Below are 22,006 nucleotides of genomic sequence, written 5' to 3' on the forward strand. Positions count from 1 at the left end.
CATCAAGGACAGGTCAACCCGGGTGCGTCGAGCTTCTTCAGCTCCAACTCCCACATCGACAATGATGGGAGCGCCATAGACTAACGCCCCTTACCGCTTGCTTGCGGACGCCTTCCTGGTCGCGTCCACGACTACAATGGGGCTTGCCTTCTTGCCAGCCTTAATCCGATCTTGCTGAATCATTTGCACGCGAGACAACTTACTGCCCATGCCGCCGACGTTGATGATCAGAAACAAGCCCTCGTCCGTTTGAGAGGCCGCCTTGTAGATCTCAAGCTGCGTCTCATAGCCGTGGACGACGGTTCCAGTGGAGAGCTTGATTTCGACCAGAACACGGAAGGCGTATCCGGTCGAGAATTTGAAATCGACGGGACCACCTCCGGAATGCACCTCAGGCGAGATATCCAGGTTGTTCGCCTTGCAGTAAGAATCAGCAACGCCGAAATAAACCAGCTGCGCCGACTTCTCGGACCGAGGCTTGCTCCCGTCCCACAGAAGATGTGAAAGGTTGTTGTTCTCGATGAGCTGCTTGAACTGGCCCGTTATCTCTCCGACCACGCGCATAAGCTCAGGCAGCGTGGGCGACGAAGGCGGGGCTATGGTCAGCGGGTATTGCTGAGCAGCCGTGAGCAGCGCCTGACGAAGCGCCTCGAAGCCCTTCTTGTCCTTCTCGAAGTCATAGCCTGCTGGATCATTCGCTAGCAGGTCACGGATCAACATTTGGAAGTTGTGCGGGTTGCTGAGCGCGATGTGCTTGAGGGCGGACTTCTTCTGCGTGACGGTCGCCTTGGTGATGTTGCCAATCATCTGGTTGACCATGTGGCGCAGCTGCGAGTTGAAGCTGACCACGCGATCGATATCGGCCCAGTCAGTGGCAACTGGCAATTCCCTGAGGATATCCTTGGGCACCAGGAAGATACCGCTCCCGGGCCGGGTCTGGTTGGCCGGCAGCTCGTACTCCTCGAACTCAAGAAAGAACTTTGTGAGCGGAATGGCATGACGGTTGCAAAAATCCTTCGTTATCTGCTCCAACACCCGCAAGATGGAGTTGGTCGTCAGGTCGCTGATGCTGTCCGGGCCGACTCCGCTCTCGAACATGCCCATCAGAATAATCAGCTCGGGGTTTCGCACCCCCACGTCCACGATCTGCTTGGCCGTCGTGAGGATCTTCTCTTTCAGGCTGTCCGGGCGGTCCCGTCCTGAAGTCCCCGCTCCTCCGTACCCCAGGCAGGTCTCGCTGCGCTCATGCAGCGCCAGCCACTTCATGGCAGCCGTCCAAGGCGCGTCAACCGGCCCTTTCGACTCCGCCAACAGCTCGATGATATCCGACATTCGCTTCTCGAATGCCTGCACACCGAAGCTGGCCATCACTGGATGGATGCTCTTCTTCAGGAGCAACGGGTCCACGAAGAGCTTGGTGTCAGCATTGAGCACCGGGTCCAGTAGACCTTCAGCATCCAGTGCGGCGGATGGGATTCCAAATTGCTGACTGAAAACCTTTGGATTTACGAGCTTTGCCATGCAGTTAATCGCACTAACGGAAAGGCGCGGATGCTAGGAGATCAACCGATAGTTGACAATGGCCGCGGATCAAACCCGGCGCGTTCTTACACTAAAGTTCGGGCGTCTCTGCATCATCGCCCCCACGGTAGCACTGAGAGCCAACCCTTTCCTTGCAGCCAGGCTGTAACCGCTCCGACCCCAGCAGCAACCAGCCAGCTCCACAGAAAGGGTCTACGACCAGCTGCCGCATTCAGGGACCGTTGCATGATAAAGCTCCCGAATAACAGTCCCCAGTCCTTACGGATGGCGCTGCTCCGTTTCAGGACCTCAACCAGGTTTTCGTTCCGCACGTCTTTGTCAGACACAGCCGATCTCCTTCCCCGGGAGGCGAATCCCGGAGCTGATTCTGCATTGGCCCGCACGGTGTTAAGTGAGGCCGATTAACTAAAATCCATTCCGTGCCCGTCCGCAGTCGGCGCAAGCCGAATTTCTTTTTTTTGCGAAATCAACACCAAGCCATTGTTCGTAAAACAGAAAATCTCGAGGCCACATGCTCTGGTGGGAAACAACGCCTGGAACCACCTAAGGATTGACCGGCAAACCGACCGATCTACCTTGTGCCTTTCCTCCAGAGCGTTTGATTGGAAGGACGTTTATGTCGGACTATCTGTTTTCAGACCATCGCCTGAGCGACACATGCATCAGAGGGGTCGCGACGCCAGCAACGCCATCGCCGGCATGGACCTGAGGACATCTGCAGAAGCCGGCAGACGACCTTGCCGATATCATTGAGGCGCATTACCGGGTAGAGATTCCCAAACTGCGCCGAGACCAGGAGATACTTAGCGAACCTCGTGAAATCATGCAGCAGGTGATTGACTATGGGCGCGCTATCTCGGTGCCCGCCCTGCAACTCACCTTGACGGTACCGTTCGAGGGCGACAGACAAGATCTTAGGGGAACTCGCAAAGGACTTCAGCCGGCGTCCGCTCGAAGACATCGCCTCACTGATCGCCCCTAACTCGCATCCGGAGATGATTGCGCATCCCGATTGAAGATTACCGTAGGCATCGCAACGGGTCCGCACGGGCGAAGGATCACGCGGCGGCCGTCGGATTTGCAGAACGTATATAGTCGCTAGTGCCGCCGGTTTTTAGCGCGCCCCTCCCAGACGATGATTCCATGTGTTGTTGCTCTCTTGCACCCAACCCGCCAGAGGTCCTGGAATGCATGCGTGAAGGTAAGGGAAAATGTCCGAGGCCGATTCGACCTTTCTGAGAACTCTTTTTTCGATTCTCCGGCTTCCGTGTCATCCAATGAGGCTGACGTTGAAGGAAAATAACCTGAAAATCGCTCCTCAACTCGGCAGTCTGCTTCAAGGCGACAAAGCCGACACAACCGCTAAAAGGCCATTTCTGCCTGTCCTTCGGCTGCCTCACTCTGCGGCTTCAGCGACGGAGCTTTTAAGCTCTGCAAATTTCGTCGCCATCGTGGGATTAGATCGAGTCAACTTCTTGATCGTCACGTCCTGCGCCTTGTCGTTGGCCAGGCGCAGGTTGCGATCCGTACCCATCAAAGCATCCTTGGTCTTCTGCAAATGATCGATGGACTTGTCGATCTCGGCGATTGCCGTCTGGAAATTTCTGGAGGCGAGGTCATAATTCTTGGCAAAACCGTTCTTGAAAGTCTCAAGCTGGCTTTCGAACTGCGTGATGTCGATATTCTGCGCTTTAACGAGCGCCAGCTCCGTCCTGTACTTTAATGAGTTGAGAGAGGCGTTCCGCAAAAGCGTAATCATCGGCAGGAAGAACTGCGGCCGGATGACGTACATCTTCGGATAGCGGTGGAAGACGTCGACGATGCCCGCGTTGTAGAGTTCATTGTCGGGTTCAAGCAATGAGACCAGGATGGCGTACTCGCAGCCCTTTTCGGTGCGATCCCGGTCGAGTTCCTTGAGGAAATCCTCGTTTTTGCTTTTAGTCGCGGTTTTATCGCTCTCGTTCTTCATCTCGAACATGATCGAGATCATCTCGGTGCCGGCCTCGTCCGAGTCTCGAAAGATGTAGTCGCCCTTGCTGCCGGTCCGCGCGTCGTTGTCCTTCTCGAAATACGCCCGCGGGAAGGCCATCGAGCGCACCCGGTTAAACTCGGTCTCGCAGTGCTGCTCCAGAGTCTCGCCAACCATCTTGGTCGACAGGCGGGCCTTCATGTCCTTCAGGCGCTCGATCGCGTCGTCGCGATCCTTGATCTGGGTTTCGTACTTGTCCTTGAGCGACTGCTGGCAAAGCTGCTTTTCAAGCTGCACCTGTTTGATGCCGTTCTTCAGCTCATCGCGCTCCTTCTCGATGGCGCCGACCGCTTCGGCCACGGCGAGCTTCTTCTCAAGCTCAATGGCGTGGAGCTTGGCCTTCAGCTCTTGGATTTCTTTTTCCTTAGCAGCAGTGATTTTGTGCTGCTCAGTGGCAAGGAGCGCTTCAGCAAGCTCCGAGGCCGCTTGTTTTTCGCGCTCAGACTCGGCCAGCGCGTTTGCGAGCCGGTCACGCTCCTTCTCCACGGCGCTGAGCGCTTCGCTGACAGCAAGCTTCTGGACGACCTCACTCCCCTCAAGCTTGGACTTCAACTCCAAGATTTCGGCGTCCTTGGCCGCCGCGGCCTTTTGAAGATCGTTACTGACCTGGGCCTTGGCCAATTCAACAGCGCTCTGCTTGTCACGCTCAGCCAATTCCAGCCGTTCGTGGAGTTGTTCTGCGAAATCGGCGTCACGGACCTGCTTCAGGATCTCGGCGTAGCCGGTCTCATCGACCTTGAAGGCCTTGTCACAGTGTGGACAGATGATCTCGTGCATAGTTGCTGTCCGATCGGTGGGGCCGCTGTTGTCATCAAAATGGCTACGGGGCTGGTGGAATCGGCCTCCACCCGCCACGAGAACAAAATTAGAACAAGCCCGTTTGGAGGGTCAAGCCGGAAGCAGCGGTTTTGCGCATTTGGCTGGGGCAATCCCCCACTTTCCAAGGCGCCGGCCACGTCCCCGGCGTTATCAGGCGTTCGACGATCCGACCAGCGACGGCGTTGGTCGCCTTGAACCGCAAATACGATTGGTCGACAAGTTTTAAGCTGGGGTTGGCGCGCCTCCACGAAGGCTCATTGCGAGCTGGCGTAGCGCTTGCAGCAGAGCTGGCAGATTATCCTGCGTAATGCTCCAGATCAGCTCGGGATCGACATCCCCTGTATCCGCCGTCTCCTCGATAAGGGCTTCGCCCTGAGGTACGACAGCGAGTACCTGGTCGTTCGCGACATCCCCTACCTGGACGCCAACAAGGCGCTCCAGGTAGGAGCCATCGTCGCCAAACTCGTGTTCGTGGACAAGGTCCGCGTCCAGCAGCAGGACCACCAGGTCTTCTTCGCCGGGTCCGTTCCGCACGGGCTCGACGGCAAGCCGGTGCCGAACCTCGGCGGCGGCGCCGCGTCACTGACGCTGGCGAAGCCGGACGTCATCGTCGAGCGCAGCTTCTCGAACAAGCCCTCGTCCGGCGGCTTTCCCGACTTCTTCGCCAAGATCGAGCACTACCTGAACCTGATCGGCGGGCCGGCGATGAGCCTGCACGGGTTCAACCCCTACACCTTCCGCGTCGACCACGACGTCGTTGGCGACTCGGTGTTCAAGTTCCGCGACACGCTGACCAGCCGCGCCGAGATTGGCGATCTTGCGGCCCTGCTCAAGAGCGAGGTCATCGCGATCATCGGCCTCGGCGGCACCGGCTGCTACATCCTCGACTTCATGGTGAAGACGCCGGTCAAGGAGATCCGCGGCTTCGACGGTGACTTCTACTTCGTCCACAACGCCTACCGCTCGCCCGGCCATCTCGACGAGCAGGACCTCGGTCAGGCCAAGGCGGCGGTTTATGCCCGGCGTTATGATAACTTTCGTCATAATCTCAAGCTTGAGCGGAAATACATTGACGGGTCATCGGCCGCCGACCTGGAAGGCGTGACCTTCGCCTTCGTCTGCGTCGACAAGGGCTCGGCGCGCGCCGAGATCTTCGACCTGCTGATCAAACTGGGCATTCCATTCATCGACGTCGGCATGGGCCTGAACCGCAAGGAGGGACCGCTCGCCGGCGCGTTGCGCGCCACGTACTTCCCGGCCGACAAGGCCGCGGCCGTGCGCGATATGCAGCTCGCCGAACTGGCGGACCATCCCGACGACGTCTACCGAGCCCAGGTCCAGATCTCCGAGTTGAACGCCATGAACGCCTGCCTCGCCGTAATGCGCTATAAGCAGCTGCGCGGCTTTTACCTGAACAAGCAGGCGTCAATCCACATGCTCTTTGACACCGCCGGGCTTAAGCTGTTCGGGCAGGAGGGGCCGTGAACAAGATTAGGCTTGAGCGCGTGCAGTACATGCCGAAGCAGCTCTCCCCCGGCGTCCTCTACGTGTCGGAGAAATATGCCGTCGCCGGGCATCTCTGCGCCTGCGGCTGCGGCAACAAGGTCATCACCCCTCTCAGGCCCGCGGAGTGGTCCTTTACTGAACACAACGGCCTGCCGTCTCTCTGGCCGTCGATCGGCAACTGGCAGCTGCCCTGCCGGTCCCACTACGTCATCAACCAAGGGCGTATAGATTGGGCCGGCGCCTGGACCGAGGCCCAGGTGCTGTCGGGCCGCCGCGCTGAACAGCAGCGCCGCGAGGCCTACTACGCTTCGAAGCAGCCGCCCGGTATCCTCAACCAGCTCTGGCAGTGGCTAGTGCGGACCCTGCGCAAGCTGTTCGGCAAGTAGGGACAGGAGGCCCAATGAGTGTCGGTGCACCGCTCGTGTGTTTGAGCAAAGGAATGAGCCGTGGAAAGCAAAACAACTGAACGCGAGGAAGAGCACGAATATTATTCCTTACCAGAAGAAGCGATTCAGTTCCTTCCCGAGGAGTGGCGAAATCACTTCCAGGCCATGGCCGACAACGGTCGCGCCGTTCTGGAATCCGTCGACAAGGAATTGTCGCAGCTGATCAGGATATCGAACTCGTTCACCTCTTTGGTGGCGCTGAAGTACGCGGCAGCACGTCTGTCGAAGTATAAATTCGCCGCTGATATGAAGGCCTTTCTGGAGCTCGACATGCTCACGACGGCATTCGTCGTGACGTATGTGCGCCTGCATCAGGGCGGAATCGGCAGCGGGTTCGCCCGCGACATCCTTCCGGAGAAACTCCGGCAGGCCCATGATCAAATCATCGATATGAGAAACAAGAGGTTTGCTCATAACGATGGTCATCGCTCTGTGTCGAACGCGATGGAGATCGGTTTTGAAGGTGATCGCTTTATTGTCGGCTTCAATCTCACTCTCGAATTTCAGATTGGAGGCGCCCCAGAGTGGCAGGAATTAGCCAAATTTCTTGACTTAATGACCGTTGATAGGATGGAGAAGCTGCTGGCTAAACTGAAGGCGAAGACCGGCCACGACTGGGTTTGGCCGAAGGGTCCCGCGCCAGACTGACCAATGGCATCGCCGCAAAATCGCAAATACGATTGTGCGATTTAGCGACAGCCTTTTTTGAGCTTCCGCACCCAGTTAAGCGCCATGGCTACATCGTCTTTACCTCGCGTCGGCGGCCCGGCCGATTCTTCCCCACTCTCTTACGATAGACCATTCGTCAAACAGGGTCGGCTGAAGGTCCAGCTTGTAGAACCGTGCCATATTGCGGCGATTGTCGATCCGAGTAAGCACGATTGCGGTCATGCCATTTCCTCCTTTTCTTTTTGTTGAACCAGCGGGAAAGCATTGGCAGCCCGAAGATAGCGATGAATGGTCTCCCGGCTGACCCCGAGCTTCCGCGCCAAACCCGCCTTCTTCACGCCCCCCGCACGTCTGCGATAATCTGGGCGACCTGCTCCTCATTTAAGGAGCGGCGGCGTCCCTTGTAGACGCCTTTGCGCTTGGCAACGGCGATACCTTCACGCTGAGGCTCCCGGATATCAGTCGCAGCACGAATTTTCGCTTTGGCATGATAGACGTTGCCACAAGTGCAACTGATAAGCTTTCTCTCAAAATATACCCAGTCCGAGACTGATAAGGTTTCTGCGGAAACCTTATCAGTCAAACGACCGGCACTTCGACACGAAACTTCGGCTATCTATAATTCGGCCAACGTGTGCTCTGACTTATTCTAGTGCCCCTTCGCCAAAGACACGGCGCCCTTCATCCGTAACGTCCCAGTAGTAATGACCAGCCGAATCGATTGCTGCAATTGTCATCATGCCCGTGTTGTGGAGTTGAAAGAATGCCTCCACGGTTTCGAGTATCGAAGTCAATCGCCGTTTAAGATGAACTCTGATGGCTAGGTGGAATTGACCAAGCAACGCAGCATTTCCGCCGCTTGATAGCGCGAACCGCGCATTCCGCGAAACCTTAGCCCCGCCGATCCTTTGATCGATCTTCGGCGCTGTAAGCCAAAGCGTGGCGTCTCTGGTACCTTCCTTGATCACAACGCCCTTTGCTTGCAGTTCCAGGCAAATCCGAGCCATTCTCTCGGCAAGGTCAAGGACCTCAAACTGAGGTCGCTCTCCTACGACTTCTTTATCGATCCCAAGCGCCAACTGGGAAACAAATGGATCCAGTTCGAAATTTTTGCTTTGACGCTCCCCCGCTTCCAAACTGGTGCTTTTCACCAAGGTCGACCACAACTCTTTCAAGGCCGGAGCGATCCGCTTAGATAGCTCGATCGAACGTACCACCTCCGGTTCGCTAAGGTTGAACCGGATCACATGGTCGGACAGATTTTCTCTCAGATCAAAGAAAAACCATCTTTCGCGACCGCGATCAGACGAACTGACAAAATCGAGATCTTTTAGAGCAAGGAGTATTACCACCAACCGATGTTGCATCTTATTTGAAGGAAACCCCAATCCAATTTTTCTGGACAAGTCTTTCTCGAGAGCTTTGACGACCTCGAAAGTTTGCAGCTGAACGAATACATCTTTCACGACTTCTCTCCCGTTACATTGAGTGAACCGCCGATTGCGATCACGACGTCATTTACAAGATCGATTCCGGGGCTTCGTCTCAGTTCTTCATTTTCATAGAACGCGCATCGAACGCACCGGCGTTCTCGCCGCACGATTCTATTTACAGATTGCGAAATGAAGCCGTGGGGAGGCGCCGAAAATGGACTGATAAGAAAATTCTGATTTCCTTATCAGTCCGCTGCGCTCGACCGAACATCGAGCGCAGCTTGTTAGATTGCCAATCTATGAGGAGAGCGCACCACCGACAGATTCAACGACATATTCGTCTGCCTGGTCTCTTCCTATCAGAAGGCCCTCCTCTTCTATTTTCTTGACGAGGTGCTTCAACGTCGTGACTGCACTTTTGGCGCTCATGTCCGGGCCGAAAATGACGACCAATTCATCTCGAATCCGATTATTTGGTAGCTTCTTTACTTTACCACCGCCACGCCTGCGGCTCTCACGGAAGGCCCGAACTTCCTCCGGACTTACCTCCGTCAACGTCGACAGCTCATAATCGCACTGCATTCCGAACGCGTCGTCATCCTTAGCACCGTACAGAACCGTGGTCCCGGCGAATGACTCTCCATTCCATATGCGAGAACTACCTTCGTCGAGGTCTACTTTCACTAGTCTCTTCTTCATCGTGCACGCTCCTTACGCTTGTTTTTCATCGCGACGCAGCCGTCCGCTGCGTCCTTCCTGATTTACAAGATTGGAGAACGACACTATCGCGAACCACTAGTTCAGAGCGTCGCTCTGCCCGAGGCAACGGTCACGGCCCATCCTTTACAAGTTCAATTTCCGCCTTTGCGGCAGAAAATCTCCCGTCTTTCTGAACGTGACTGAACTGCAATTTGCATTCGCCATGCGCGACTACGTAGCGGCGTGCAGTCTGTGCACACCGTGCTGCACACATTGCACATGACAAATCTTAGGCAGGCCGAACGCACAGCAGATGCGGACTGATAAGGAAATATTGAAACCTTACCACTCAGAGACATGCGCGATTTTCCCTTGCACGCAGAGCCTGATCGTCTAGAATCTTGCTGTAACTGGTTTAAGCACGATGGCCGGCAAGCAAGCCAAGACACTCTCAACTGATCATATCGACGATCTCTTGTTTTTCGCCGCGCACTCTCGCCACCCACTTCGCAACCGTCTCATCGTCTTGCTCTCGGTCAAGGCAGGTCTTCGCGCTGCCGAGATCGCCAAGTTGAGGTGGGCCATGCTGCTCGACCCAAGCGGCGAGGTTGGTAGTACGCTTGAGGTTCGCGACGAGATCGCCAAGAAACGCGGCGGCCGCTCAATTCCGATTCATCCTGAGCTCCGAGAGATCCTCGTCGAGGCGCGTCGGCAGTGTGAGGGGGATGGCCCACTTATTCGATCCGAGCGCGGCGGCGCAATGACGCCAATGAGCATCGTTGTCTGGTTCAACCGCGCTTACGAAGAGCTCGGGTTCAAGGGATGCTCGTCGCACTCGGGGCGTCGGACTTTTATCACGCGAGCGGCGCGCTCGGTTCACAAGGCAGGCGGCTCGCTGCGCGACGTTCAACTGCTGGCCGGCCATCGATCCATTCAGACAACGCAACGCTACATCGACGGCGATAGTGACGCTCAACGGAGGCTGGTATCCCTCATCTAGTAACCAGCGTTCCGGGTCAACGCTCGGCAAAGAACCCGACCAGCAGGAAATCGGTCGCGGCAAGAACCTCCGATCCGCTGAGCCGCGCCGAGAGCTTGATCCGGACGGTCTGTGCGGTCGCTGGTTCGATGTCGTTCCTTGACGAGATCGACGACGAGGCTCGGGACGCCGGCCTAATTCGAGCTGTCGCCCTCGCTGACACGCCGCCGATTTTTGATTGGCTCGTCACGACGTTTAGCTTCCAAGGCATCTCCGACCGCGTCGCGCGCGACTACATCCACAAGCATGGCACCGCATCCTGGTCAGCAATGGCAGCGAGCCAGAAGAATGCGCCCTCTTGCCCCAAGCTGCGCAGCTACTGGCATTTCGAAGGCTGCCGATACGACAAGACCAGCTTTACCTGCGCGGAGCCCGATCACATCGATGCGTGCGCCCTTCCCCGGCCGCGCCTTCGCAATGGCCGATTGAACCAAACCGCGTACTCGCTCTTCTTGTTCGTCCGCGACCTCGCCAACGGCGATCTGGTGGGCTGGATCGACGGCCAACTCGACGGCGCGAAAGGCGCTACAATCGCCGAGTTGGAAGCGGCACGTCAGGAGGCATTGATCGGCCCCCTCCGAAACGTCTACGGCGTCTCCGACAAGATATTGATGATGACGCTTTCGACGCTGCTGATCGGCGTACGCGAGCACCGGCCGCTCTGGCTTAAAACCGGTACCGCGATGATCGCGGTGGACACGCTGGTTCATAATTTTCTGCATCGCACGGGCATTTTACAAGACTGCGGTAGCTCTCACGCTTATGGCGCCGCTTGTTACGGCCCGGGTGGCTGTGCCGAGATCATCAGGACCGTGGCCGGCCGTATCGATACGCGCACGTTGAACCCTGTATTCCCGAAGAGGTTCGCCAGGTACGTGCAAAATGCCATTTGGAGGCTGTGCTCTCTGGACGGCCTCAACCTGTGTAATGGTAACCGAATTGACGACCGGCAAGCCTGCCAAATCGGCTACTGCCACCTGCACCAAAGGTGCGGCCGAATACCGCTGAAAAATGGCTAAAATCGGCGTAAAAACAATTAGTTAGAACGCGTTTTGGCACAGATTTCGCTTGAGACAGCACCACGGCTAGCCTATACTCGCTCTACAAGGTCTATAACGACTTTGCAATTTATAGTGGAGAGACATCTGTGATTGATTTGCCCCGGCGGGCGCCGGGCCCGCCACCATGGCCAAGCCATGACATCGCTAGAACCGCAGAACACGGGGCCCTATTGGGCCCCGTCTGCTTATGAGGAGGAGAAACATGGGAAAGCAGCCAGACAAGAAGACGGCCAACGCTACAGACAAGCTCTTTGTCTTCGGACTTGATGAGGATGGAAAGCCACGAGGCGCCCGGTTTCCGGAGTTCAACGAGAAAGTCGTAAGCGCCGCGAGCCAAATGATGTTGGCCTCCGTGCACGCGGCCTCGCCAGCAGTCACCGAGATCGCGATGAAGCTGCCCGTGGGAAGGCTGTACGCGAGCGGCAAGGCATTTGTGCCACCGATCCGACGGGATCTCCTGGGCAAGCTCAAAGCAGCGCTAGAGGTGCCTGGCGACAAAAGCCACGTTCAGCAACCCGCGCCAGCGCCATCTCCCGAAAGGGCCAAGGCGACGGGCGACGTTGTTGCTGCTGGCCTGCCACGAACGTGGGAGAGCATCGATGTCGGCCAAATGGTGCTCGTTGAGGACGATGACCCCGGATTTGGCTGGTGGCCGTGCCTTGTGACCAAGCGCGAGGACCAGGTCTTGACGCTTCGGCTTCGCGATTACCCGGACAAAGGCACCTACGTCCGGCACATCGCTCAGGTGGGGCTCGTAAATCCCGGTCCAGAGTAACCTCGCGGCTAGCTCCCAAGCCCGGGCCGTGGCCCGGGCTTTTGCAACCTGACCATGCCTGATGCTGAGCGGACGCGAGCCAGGCACATCAAACAACACACTTTGGAGAACAACCATGTCCATGCACACGGACGCGGATCGCATCCGCACGCTCAATGACGAGCTTCGGCAGCACCTTCTCGGCGGCGGGGCCGTCATCACAGCTGGCATCGCAGAACTAGGCCCCGAGGCCGTCGAGCGCTTGGTCAAAACCATCGCAATTTTCGACGACTTTTGCCACGCCAACGATCCCCACGAAGAACACGACGCCGGCGTCTTTAATTTCGAAGGGACTGCCGTCATGTTCAAAATTGACTACTACGACAAATCCCTCAACTTTCATTCGCCCAATCCAGCAGACCCCGCCGTCACCGAGCGGATCATCACGATTATGAGGGCGGACGAATATTAGCGCCCTCGGAATCGACTAAACATCTATATTCACTGCTCGTTCAAGAGTTTGACGAGCGGTACCGACAAGGCCTCAGCAATTCGAGCCATAGCCAATAGGCTGGGGTTACGCCGCCCTCGCTCGATCCCGCCGATGTAGGTCAAATCCAGGTCAGCCTCGAACGCCAATTTCTCTTGGGTCATTCGACGCTGCTGACGAATACGCCGGACGTTCTTGCCAACAATGACGCGCCAATCCTGCATTCCGGGATGGAGCACCATCGGGCGCATATAGTCTCTAGGGACTATATTCCCTATTGGTAAGATTTTGGGTCGAAGCGAGGGCACCTCCAAAAACCTGCTCTAGAAATCGGAAAACCAAAGTGACTGAAGAACTCTCTGCACCACCCCCACTTCCAAATCTCGGAGAGGCAAGCAACCACGCCAACGGTGGTACAATGTCGCGAACGGCGCTCGGCAAGGTCCGACGACAGCTACGACCATCAGGAATCTACTGAGCAAAAAAGAACTCGAAACGGATACGGAGGTCTGGCGGAAGGGCATGCCCGAATGGAAGCCTCTCCGGGAAAGCGACCTTGCTGACTTGGTGGCTGCCGAGCCACCTGCGATTTCGTCCCAGCACATTGGCAACGGTTACGTCTGGACGCTGGCTCTCTTGCCACTCGTTTTCGGGGTGATCGAGGCAGCAGTGAGCGCGACCAACCAGGAAGCCGCGGCTCGTTCTCTAGTACCGGGGTTTCCGTATCACCCAAGCAGGGGACTGCCGTTCCAGGTACCCGTCGTCATCAACGCCTTGCTCGGCTGGCTCGATGATCGCCGGTTGAAACAGGCGGGATATGGTTCTCGGCTAACTCGCGTCACAGCCGTGCTGTTTGCGCCAGTGTATATGTTTCTGAGGGCGAAACACCTTAAGCAGCGCCCATACTACGCGGTCGCCTGGATCATCAGCTTTATAGTCGGTTTCCTGATATACGCATCTGTCGAAGGCCAGACTCAACTATATGCCGGGCTCCATCCCGAGCCCGGTCTTTCCCTCCCCGCGTGCAGCGGCTTCCCCCCGACGCTCAGCGTGCGTTTCCGCTTATGCTCATCTGAGACGGCAAGCGAAACGAGCCAAAAGAAATGAAACCCATATTCCTTCTGATCTTCGTGCTGTTGTCCACGGCAGCTTCGGCCGAACAGGTGAGAATTCCGTGGAAAGGTGACTACGCTCACAACTCGGGGAAGCACTGGACGAAGGAAAACCCCTACGATTCCGGGTTCTCGAAGAATTTCAAGAACGGCACGCCGGAGGAGTTCGGCGAAGTAGAGAAGGACGGCGAGTTAAACGCTTTTATCTACTCTCCCAAGGCCGCGAAGGGACCGACACCATTCGTCATTCTGTTGCATGGTTGCGGCGGTCTAGGCACCGAGGCCAAAGAGTGGGCGGCGCACGTTGCCGATCTTCTCAACAAGGAAGGCGTCGGTGTGCTGGTGCTCGACAGCTTCACCACGCGGTATGTGGACAAGTCGTGCGGCCTCGCCGATCTGCATTGGGGCCGCCGTCGCGCCGACGACGCCTACTCTGCTCTCGACTACCTGATTGAGAAGAAGCTCGCAAAGGCCGATGAAGTCTACCTCATGGGCTATAGTAACGGCGGCACAACGACGTTGGTGTCAATGACAACGCAGGAAGCAGATCATTCACACCACTTTGCAGCAGCGTTCGCGATTGCGCCGGGTTGTAGTCCGTCATTGCAGCATTCCGCGCTCTATACGGGTCCCATCATCCTCTTCATGGGGGACCAGGATGACGCGAACAATCCAAAATGGTGCGAAGAACTCGTGAAGAGGAAACGGTCGGTTCCCGTGCGGATGATCGAGTACCACGGTGCCAACCACGGCTTCCCGGTGAATGCACCTGCACACGAATTCATGGGCTGGCACCTCAGCTACGAACCGACCGCGGAAAAGGACATGATGCAGACCATTGTCTCCACGGTCAAAACAAAGAAGTTCGTCAAAGGCATCGAGCTCCGATGACTCCTTGTACAAGGACCTTGTTATGGGCCAGAAATCGGAACCGCCAGGGGCCTACCAAGTCTATGTCTTAGGTCTCGACGCCAATGGAAGACCGCGGGGCGCTCGGTTCACTATTCTGAGGGACAGCATCGTTTCCGCGGCCATGGACATGAACTGCCGGGTTCTAATCCGGCAGCCCGCCGAGGTGTGCGCATTGGCCAGCAAACTGCCGGTGGGACACGTTTTGGGCTCGGGCAAAGTGGTGAGGTTATTTCTGCCCGATATCCGGCGCGAACTTTATACTGCGATATTGAAGACGGAACGACTTGCTGCCCAGCAAGACAACCTCCGGATCGCGGGAGCGCTTCTTTGTACGATTCATTGAGCGTGCCCGGTGGCCGCATATCTTTGCAGTCGTCCAGAATGCCGCTCAACAACGCGTTCTCGAGTGTTTTCGCGAAATTTAGCCGATCTGAATCGGCAATCTTTTCTGGGTGAGATAGCACCCGCTTTCCGCACGAATGATCGCCTCAGGTGACCCTAATTTCTCAGACATATCGCCTGAGAAAAATGGGAAAAATCATCATGCAGACCACCCAACAGGGCAAAAGGCGGGCGTCGCGCTTGTCACCCGAACTCGCAGCGGCCATTCGCCCTGCAATGGAAGCAGCAACCAGACTGAGGCTGCGTGGCGGCCGGTTCGAAATCTACAACGTCATGGAAGCGGTCTACTCCGTCTACATGGATTGGAAGCATCGCAAAATCGCGAAGCGGTCAGCTCGCGCCCTTGCCGGCCAGCTAGGAATTGCAGAGCGCAAAGACATGACCTCGATCCGCATTTTGATCGAGGCAGTCTTGCCTGAGGCGAACCACAAGCAAAAGAGCCGCTGGGTAAGAGCCCTGGAATACATCTACTCACAAGATGTCCCGGCCACTAGGCTACGGCAGTTCGCACGACTACACGATGGATTGGCCGGATGCGCGCGGGCAGCCGTGGAGATTAAAAGGAAGCGGAGGCGGTCGCTTCGCGATTTTCCAGAGGGCGATTGGGGCGATTGAGCCGAAAAATTGACGCATCGGCCCTTTTCACGCCGGTATCAAAAGCTACGAGCCCCGTCGGCTCAGCAGAGCTCGTAGCCTTCATCCGCGCACCGCCACTCAGCTCATTGGATGTTGCCCGACAGATCAGCAGTACGTGGTCAGCCTATAGGATACGTCGGTTTGGCTACCATTCCGTCGGCGGGATCTCCCAGATCAAACCGTTGATGCTCCAACAAGCGTAGTTTATCACCGTGTTGATCGGTTCATCATTGAAATCCAGAAGTTTGGAAAATTCATCGACAAGCGTCGAGATTGCTATTGGTGCCTCGATCCGCTCGATCTCGTCCGGTATTCCATGATCCTTCACACCGAAGTTTCTTTCGAAATGCCGCGACTGTCGCCAGCGCCGAACCTTTCTCCCGCCGTACTTTTCGCCTCTTGTAATGCCATGACCTGCTAGGCACCTCGTGACAAAGTGCATCCTTTGAGGTTTCGGCAAGGCCGCGAACTCGGGGATCATGCATTAGTAGACTAAAATCGAGAGTTCGGGCGATCTCGGCGATGATAGCGTCAAGCTTAACGTCCATTGAATTTCTCCTTGTTGGCCGCAACGTCGCGGCTGGACAAGGATCTTTTACAAGTTCGCCTGAGCGCCTCTGTCGTAGTGCTCTAATCGCCCCGCCACTCAGTGAAAATCACGATCCGGAAATGGAGACCCAGCGAGGGTACAAGGGCGGTATCCGTGCCGAGAAGTAGGGGTCAATTCAGGGCCGCGCCATTGTGATTTGCCTGTGCCTCCTTCGGATCGGACCGGGAATGCGGCTTCTGAGCGTCGTAGTATCGCCCCTCAAAGCGATGCGCTTGGCAGTCTTCAGAAGCTTTGCACCGTCGCCGCCAGCGACAGCGAGCTTGTCAAGGTGGAGGTGCTTCACGGCGTGGAAGATTGCGATCCTCTCTCCATGTCGAAGATCCTCCTTACCCTGTTTGAATTGCCGCAATACCACACCATCAACGTCGGTGATCGGCCGCCCCAACTCATCTTCTCGATCTCGCACCGAGAGTCGATAGCCTTTGCATGGCGATTTCAGTAGATAGGCTACATGCTTGGGTAATCTACCCTGTTTGATTTTTCGGATGTGAGTAGCGCGCAGACCATCGGCGATTGCGCTATAGTGGCCCGAGCGCACAAGCTTTCGGAGCTGCTTCTTCAGCTCCTTACGCGCAACGCCCCAGACCAGAGCATGCAGGTGCCAGAACATGCAAAGCTTGCCCGCATATCGCACTCCGTGCTGCAAATTGACGTAATAGGCTGGCTCGACCACGCCAAAATACGAGAACCCCCGTAAGCCATACCTCAGCCGGTTCTTGATGAACTCCAGGTCCCCAATAGTCATGCGATCTTCGGGCGGTCTCGCGCACCGCACGTCCATGAGGGAAACAAAAAATACATCCTGGTTGTGCGTTGAACCATCCCCTCCGTCACAGAAGAAGCTCGACAGTTCGTTGCTAACAGCTTGCCCCCAGATCCGACGTGAAAAAGAATTTACGGCCAGCAGATCATGTCGAAATCTACCCTTCGGCAGCTCTCGATCACCACGCGATAAGGTGTGACGTTTCTTCGATTTCTCGAATGCCCTTTGCAGCGCGGAATGCTCTCGCGACTGCCAATACTCAATCCGCGTTTTTCGATAGAATGTCATGTCCATCTCCAGTCCTATACTGGAGATGCTTTACAAGGTTGTCGCGTCACGCAGATTCGATCGTAGGCGGCTCAAACAGCCCATCTAGGTGCTGTAGAACGTCTATTGGTTCATTGGTGTGTTCAAGCAAGCAGCAAGCAAGCAGCCGCAATGAACAGTTATGAAGCCGAAGAATGCCAACCCAGCCTCAACTGCTTCGTATCATAGACCAAGGAAAGTCGTGCAGTGCGTCGCAATCGTGCTGGACCCCATGCCCGCTTCGCCAGCGGATGTGCAATCCGTGCAAAGCTAAAAGTCGTCATTGCACGTTCGACCCTAGCCACGCAATCTGATTGAGAACTCGAATCACTGCACGGAATGCACGGTCTCAATCCGCCCATGGTAATTCAAATCTCGGCTCACAAATTCGATCCATCCGACGCCATCGCTGTCATAACAGGCTATCGACGACAACGATTTCCCTTGGAGCGCGAGTTGGCTTTCTTGGGCTTCGTCACGTGGATGTTGTTTCCGACGAAGGCTCAGACCGTTCAAACAGCACAGATTATTGGTGCGGCGAATTACTTTCTTCAACTTCCGAAATCACGTCGAGCCACTCTCGCTCGCACGAATCCCTATTTTGCGCAGGACGTGTTTGCAAAAACCCTGCTGAAGTTTCCTTTGGGTGACACGTTCAGAATGGAGTTTGAATCTGCCTTCAATGAGCTCGCTAACATAACCGAGTTGATCGAATTCTTTATGATCTGCCCAATTGAGCAAAGGCCATCCTTGCTGAAGGCACTGCATTTCATTGAGCAGGGAGGTTTTGTACCGGACGATGTTAAAGAGACCGATCGACACGCGCACACACGGTCTCGATCTACACTGAAGGTCAGCTGGGTGAACTACGCCATAGCTGGCCCGTTCATCTGGTCCGCGATGCAATCCAAGTACGAGTTCATCACCCGTCTTTCCCCGGATCTTAAATCGACGATCAACAGGGTCGACAAGTTTCTAGCAAGAAAGGACGAGGTCATGGAATTCTTTGAGCTGGCTCGCTTCTGTCAGGACAGGCTGATTCCTCGTTTGGACGAGAGGAGCCGAGCTCGCTTTCGCTTTCTCAAATTTCCACCGAACGTAGCGGCAGTGGACGTCGGGCTTTCAGAACTAGACTCCGCGCAAGCGGCGATTCTGAAAGATTACAGACCTCCAAAATTGATTGACAAGGACTACAGACCTCCAAAGTAGGCCAGTAAACTGGTGGCCTAGACCAGCAAACCTCCGGCTTATTACGCTTCTTCTCTCAAATCAGTAGTCTCGAGCCTTGGAAATCGGCCGTGCATCGCGTGCAGGCTCAGAGCAGGAGACTCGTTTGCCCATTTTGAAGAAGACCGCATTGATTGAGGATCTGTCCGACGGTCAGTTCTTTCAGCGATATGCATTCACGAGGGAGGATAAAGGCGAGGGATTTATGGAAGTGCGCCCTGCCGAAGCTGACAACTGGCGGTCGTTTCGTGACCGGCTGCGCAATAGGAATGCTCATCCTTCCCTGCTGACTAAGTCGACGGTCGAAGCGGCTGCGGCATCAGCACCACACACACGGTTCGCTTATGCCGCCGCTGCAGGTTGGCGCCCCGGCCGTAAGACTTTTGTGCTGCCCAATCGGGTTATTGGAGCCAACACGAAGAAGATCTGCGGCCTGCCGCCTGAGGCCCATAGACCGCGACCGCGGGGCTCGTCTAAGAATTGGCTGAAATCTGTGGGGTCGCTTGCCGCGAAATCGTCGGGCATGATGCTGACCACAGCCTGCTCATTTGCAGCGCCCCTCTTACGCATTGTGGGCGAGCAATCATTTGGAGTTTGTCTAGCAGGGAAGACCGGAGGAGGAAAAACGACCGCTACCTTGGTCGGCTCTTCAGTTTGCGGAGCAGGTCAAATCGACCAGCTGCTCACCTGGAATGCCACGCTAGCTGGCCTCGAGCCCGCCCTGCGCTCACATAACGACTGCCTGATGGTCGTCGACGATCTCAACAAGATGCAGGCCGCATCGGACAGAGAGAAGCACCGCAGCACAAGCAACTTTGCGCACAACCTTGGCACCGGCTCGACCAAGCTACGCAGCCCCACGTTTGATGAAACCTCGGACAACGGCGAGCAGTACCGAGTGATCTCGCTGACGTCCGCCGAGACCACCATAGCTGAGCTTGCGGCCAAGTGCGGTGAGCAAAGAGGCGGGGATGCTCGTCGCCTAATCGATGTGCCCATTTACTTGGACGGTCTTGATCATATCTTTGATCGAGTGCCAGACGCTGGCCAGCTCGGCCAATCAGAATTGCAGCAACTGTTCGCGTCGGTTCACACCGCGTGCGCCAAAGATCACGGCCAGGTCTTCGCACAGTATGTTCGATTCCTGATCAGGTCTCGGACAGTGCTTCGGGACAAGATCACCAGGCACGTGAACCGGTTTCGAGCGAATGCCGCCGGCAGGGCCGATGGGATCGTGTACGCCGACATCATCCGAAAATTCGGCCTTGTCTACGCGGGCGGCGCACTTGCCATCGAAGGTGTACACCTCCCCTGGAAAAAGGCGGAGCTTTTGGATGCAACTACGAAATGCTGCAACGCCGCTCTCGATACGCTCTCAACCGAGCAGCGGATCCTCGACGCTGGCTGGAAATCGCTCAAGGTGCGACTGATGAGCTTACCTAGAGCTTCGGCGATCACGCGCAATGAGTATGACATGATCGACGGATATGTCGAACGGCAACGTGATCGATATCGCTGCGTCATGAAAACGGACAAGTTCAATCGCATCTTCGTCAATGCCCTGGAGCGCAAGCTCGTGCTGGACGAACTGGCGCGACGAAACTGGATCACTCGATCAAGGTCGAATGAAAACCAGGGACAATTCATTTGGCCTGACGGTGTTCGAAGGCGGTCACTCGAAATCAACTGGGGTCGCCGAACGAGTAGCGCATGACACTAAGTCGGGCAGATCGTTGGCAGCTCCCTCTCCAATCTCGCCTTTGACTTTGCTGCGGTTTTGAGATAATTTGCCGCTTACACACGGTTATCCGGTGTCAAGCTAGTTCTCCTCCCACTCAGTCTTCGGACGAGTCACGTGAAACAATCGCCGTTGGTATCGGCGACTGGCACGTCAAAATGGAGTCGAAATCTGCTGGTCGCGCGACCAACGCGCGTCTCAAGGACGAACATTCTTCCGCTTCTGATCGCCGCACATCTCGTGGAAGCACCAGTGCGGCTATCTCAAATTCAACCACGACCCAGGACGTCGACCCGGCGCCCTGCCGACAGCTCACGCCGCGGTTGTTGAGCAGGCAGCAAGCAGCTGCCTACTGCAATCTATCGCCGAGTGCTTTTTCCGTCTGGGTGCGGTCTGGCAAGCTGCCCTCGCCCCTTCCCGGCACGACCCGCTGGGATCTAAAAGCTATCGATCTCGCATTGGACGCATTGAGTGGTCTGCAGCAGCCAGAACAAGAATCGTCTGCGTTAGATGAATGGAGAGCCAAACGTGCGCGTCGTTCTGAAAGGAATTCATAAGGTCAAGGCCCGCCTCGCTGCGGGCGAAGTCAAGATCTACTACTATGCTTGGCGAGGCGGGCCGCAAATCAAGGCCAAGTCGGGCACGCCAGAATTCATCCGCGAATTCAATGACGCGCATGCCAGCATTCGACAGCCGCGTGCTGGCACGTTCATGTCGATCGTCGCCCAATACAAGGCGGCGCCGGAATTCACGGGCCTCGCTCAATCGACGATGCGCGCATACCTAGCCTATATCAAGCTGGTCGAAGACGAATTCGGTGACTTGCCGATCGCCGCACTGACCGACCGAAGAGTTCGCGGCGAATTCAAGAGCTGGCGTGACAAGTTCGCGAACACGCCGCGCAAGGCCGACTACGCGTGGACGACGTTAGCCCGACTGATGTCGTTCGCGAAAGACCGCGGCATTATCGCCACCAACCCATGCGAGCGTGGCGGCCGCCTCTATGTGGCTGACCGCAAAGACAAGATTTGGTCGGAACAGGACATTGCCGCCGTTCTCTCGGTCGCGTCCGGCGAGATCCAACTCGCCCTCATACTGGCTCTGTGGAGCGGCCAACGACAGGGCGACCTGTTGCGGTTGCCCTGGTCCGCCTACGAGAGCCCGTACATTCGCCTACGGCAGTCCAAGGGCGGTCGGCGCGTGGCGATGCCGGCGGGTACGCCGCTGCGGGTTCTCCTTGAAGCCACTGAGCGTCGTGGACCACTGATTCTGACGAACACGCTGGGCCGGCCGTGGACGTCAGATGGATTTCGTACATCGTGGGGGAAGGCCTGCGAGCGCGCCGGTGTGAGCGGCCTTACCTTTCACGATTTGAGAGGCACCGCCGTGGTAAGGCTCGCCATCGCCGGCGCGACCGTGCCGCAGATCGCTGCTGTGACTGGCCACTCGCTCAAGGACGTCGAGGCCATCCTCGACGCGCACTACCTCGGTCGCGACATTCAGCTCGCTGAAGCTGCGGTACTGAAGCTCGAAGCGAGAACAAAACTGTAAAATGACCTGTAAAATAAGCCACCTTACCACGTCACGTCTGATACTAAGTGCTTGATTTATATGGTGGGCGCACCAGGGCTCGAACCTGGGACCCGCTGATTAAGAGTCAGCTGCTCTACCAACTGAGCTATGCGCCCGAAAGGCGGTCAATGCCTTGCGAGGCCGGTCGTTTAGCAAAGCGATCCGGGTCTGGCAAGCGATGGTACGTAAGTTTTCCAAGGGTATGCCCACATCCCCCAAAAAAGCGAAAAGCCGCTGGATT

General features: G+C 56.5%; 20 protein-coding genes, 1 tRNA gene and 2 pseudogenes. 13 read left to right on the top strand and 10 right to left on the bottom strand.

The genetic code is table 11. The features are described from left to right. Positions 1-90: 90 nt before the first annotated feature. Positions 91-1,521 (bottom strand): chromosomal replication initiator DnaA, encoded by a 1,431-nt coding sequence (locus tag IVA75_RS30735; protein WP_247288177.1) that lies wholly within the window; start codon positions 1,519-1,521, stop codon positions 91-93. A gap of 1,417 nt (positions 1,522-2,938) precedes the next feature. Further along, positions 2,939-4,348 carry a DUF2130 domain-containing protein gene (locus IVA75_RS30740; RefSeq protein ID WP_247288176.1) on the bottom strand — a complete coding sequence of 470 codons (1,410 nt, stop codon included), beginning with the start codon at positions 4,346-4,348 and terminating at the stop codon, positions 2,939-2,941. Between the two features lie 318 nt (positions 4,349-4,666). Between IVA75_RS30740 and IVA75_RS30745 the strand changes: the two genes are divergently transcribed. Genes IVA75_RS30745 through IVA75_RS30755 form a run of 3 tightly spaced genes read left to right on the top strand, consistent with a single transcriptional unit; the run spans position 4,667 to position 6,990 of the window. Continuing rightward, complete coding sequence (locus IVA75_RS30745; RefSeq protein WP_247288175.1) at positions 4,667-5,875, top strand: ThiF family adenylyltransferase; 1,209 nt, start codon at positions 4,667-4,669, stop codon at positions 5,873-5,875. Then, complete coding sequence (locus IVA75_RS30750) at positions 5,872-6,282, top strand: DUF6527 family protein (protein WP_247288173.1); 411 nt, start codon at positions 5,872-5,874, stop codon at positions 6,280-6,282. Before IVA75_RS30745 ends, IVA75_RS30750 begins: the two co-directional genes overlap by 4 nt. 60 nt (positions 6,283-6,342) lie before the next feature. Beyond that, positions 6,343-6,990, top strand: a complete 648-nt coding sequence (locus tag IVA75_RS30755) for a hypothetical protein (protein ID WP_247288171.1) — start codon at positions 6,343-6,345, stop codon at positions 6,988-6,990. Between the two features lie 114 nt (positions 6,991-7,104). Here the strand turns inward: IVA75_RS30755 and IVA75_RS30760 are convergent. The 4 genes and pseudogenes from IVA75_RS30760 to IVA75_RS30775 all read right to left on the bottom strand — a co-directional run. Continuing rightward, positions 7,105-7,233, bottom strand: a pseudogene (locus IVA75_RS30760) (WGR domain-containing protein); the annotation flags it as partial. Positions 7,234-7,345: 112 nt separating this feature from the next. Then, a complete protein-coding gene (locus tag IVA75_RS30765; RefSeq protein WP_247288168.1) occupies positions 7,346-7,594 on the bottom strand; it encodes a hypothetical protein in 249 nt (82 codons plus the stop codon). 61 nt (positions 7,595-7,655) lie between these two features. Then, complete coding sequence (locus IVA75_RS30770) at positions 7,656-8,477, bottom strand: hypothetical protein (RefSeq protein WP_247288166.1); 822 nt, start codon at positions 8,475-8,477, stop codon at positions 7,656-7,658. A gap of 264 nt (positions 8,478-8,741) precedes the next feature. Next, positions 8,742-9,143, bottom strand: coding sequence for a hypothetical protein (locus IVA75_RS30775; RefSeq protein ID WP_247288165.1), 402 nt, complete (start codon positions 9,141-9,143; stop codon positions 8,742-8,744). A 424-nt stretch (positions 9,144-9,567) separates the two neighbouring features. Between IVA75_RS30775 and IVA75_RS30780 the strand changes: the two genes are divergently transcribed. From IVA75_RS30780 to IVA75_RS30795, 4 genes are all read left to right on the top strand, one after another. After that, on the top strand, positions 9,568-10,143 hold the full coding sequence (locus tag IVA75_RS30780; RefSeq protein ID WP_247288164.1) for a site-specific integrase: 576 nt from the start codon (positions 9,568-9,570) through the stop codon (positions 10,141-10,143). Between the two features lie 128 nt (positions 10,144-10,271). Next, positions 10,272-11,201, top strand: a complete 930-nt coding sequence (locus IVA75_RS30785) for a hypothetical protein (protein ID WP_247288163.1) — start codon at positions 10,272-10,274, stop codon at positions 11,199-11,201. Positions 11,202-11,445: 244 nt separating this feature from the next. Beyond that, positions 11,446-12,018 carry a hypothetical protein gene (locus IVA75_RS30790; protein ID WP_247288162.1) on the top strand — a complete coding sequence of 191 codons (573 nt, stop codon included), beginning with the start codon at positions 11,446-11,448 and terminating at the stop codon, positions 12,016-12,018. 115 nt (positions 12,019-12,133) lie between these two features. Then, positions 12,134-12,469, top strand: a complete 336-nt coding sequence (locus IVA75_RS30795; RefSeq protein ID WP_247288161.1) for a DUF3768 domain-containing protein — start codon at positions 12,134-12,136, stop codon at positions 12,467-12,469. Between the two features lie 29 nt (positions 12,470-12,498). On the opposite strand, the gene IVA75_RS30800 is transcribed toward IVA75_RS30795, so the two are convergent. After that, the gene (locus IVA75_RS30800; protein WP_247288160.1) at positions 12,499-12,738 is read right to left on the bottom strand and encodes a helix-turn-helix transcriptional regulator; all 240 of its coding nucleotides are present in this window, start codon (positions 12,736-12,738) and stop codon (positions 12,499-12,501) included. Positions 12,739-12,910: 172 nt separating this feature from the next. Here IVA75_RS30800 and IVA75_RS30805 point away from each other — a divergent pair. From IVA75_RS30805 to IVA75_RS30815, 3 genes and pseudogenes are all read left to right on the top strand, one after another. After that, positions 12,911-13,594, top strand: a pseudogene (locus IVA75_RS30805) (DUF4339 domain-containing protein); the annotation flags it as partial. Further along, positions 13,591-14,490 (top strand): prolyl oligopeptidase family serine peptidase, encoded by a 900-nt coding sequence (locus tag IVA75_RS30810; protein WP_247288158.1) that lies wholly within the window; start codon positions 13,591-13,593, stop codon positions 14,488-14,490. The pseudogene IVA75_RS30805 and the gene IVA75_RS30810, both read left to right, overlap by 4 nt. A 564-nt stretch (positions 14,491-15,054) precedes the next feature. Then, the gene (locus IVA75_RS30815) at positions 15,055-15,528 is read left to right on the top strand and encodes a hypothetical protein (protein WP_247288156.1); all 474 of its coding nucleotides are present in this window, start codon (positions 15,055-15,057) and stop codon (positions 15,526-15,528) included. A 166-nt stretch (positions 15,529-15,694) separates the two neighbouring features. Here the strand turns inward: IVA75_RS30815 and IVA75_RS30820 are convergent, their stop codons facing one another. Together IVA75_RS30820 and IVA75_RS30825 are read right to left on the bottom strand one after the other, a co-directional pair. Further along, positions 15,695-16,030, bottom strand: a complete 336-nt coding sequence (locus IVA75_RS30820; RefSeq protein ID WP_247288155.1) for a hypothetical protein — start codon at positions 16,028-16,030, stop codon at positions 15,695-15,697. Between the two features lie 244 nt (positions 16,031-16,274). Then, positions 16,275-17,210, bottom strand: coding sequence for a hypothetical protein (locus IVA75_RS30825; protein ID WP_247288153.1), 936 nt, complete (start codon positions 17,208-17,210; stop codon positions 16,275-16,277). A 357-nt stretch (positions 17,211-17,567) separates the two neighbouring features. On the opposite strand from IVA75_RS30825, the gene IVA75_RS30830 reads away from it, so the two are divergent. The 3 genes from IVA75_RS30830 (at position 17,568) to IVA75_RS30840 (ending at position 21,744) form a co-directional block, all read left to right on the top strand. Next, positions 17,568-18,437, top strand: coding sequence for a hypothetical protein (locus IVA75_RS30830; RefSeq protein ID WP_247359588.1), 870 nt, complete (start codon positions 17,568-17,570; stop codon positions 18,435-18,437). Between the two features lie 124 nt (positions 18,438-18,561). Next, entirely contained in the window at positions 18,562-20,169 is a 1,608-nt protein-coding gene (locus IVA75_RS30835) for a DUF927 domain-containing protein (RefSeq protein ID WP_247288149.1), read from the top strand. Between the two features lie 552 nt (positions 20,170-20,721). Continuing rightward, positions 20,722-21,744: a tyrosine-type recombinase/integrase gene (locus IVA75_RS30840; RefSeq protein WP_247288147.1), complete on the top strand. Its 1,023-nt coding sequence runs from the start codon at positions 20,722-20,724 to the stop codon at positions 21,742-21,744. A gap of 61 nt (positions 21,745-21,805) precedes the next feature. On the opposite strand, the gene IVA75_RS30845 is transcribed toward IVA75_RS30840, so the two are convergent. Beyond that, a tRNA-Lys gene (locus IVA75_RS30845) sits at positions 21,806-21,881 on the bottom strand. Positions 21,882-22,006: the final 125 nt, after the last annotated feature.

This window comes from Bradyrhizobium sp. 134 (assembly GCF_023074155.1).
Taxonomy (GTDB): domain Bacteria; phylum Pseudomonadota; class Alphaproteobacteria; order Rhizobiales; family Xanthobacteraceae; genus Bradyrhizobium.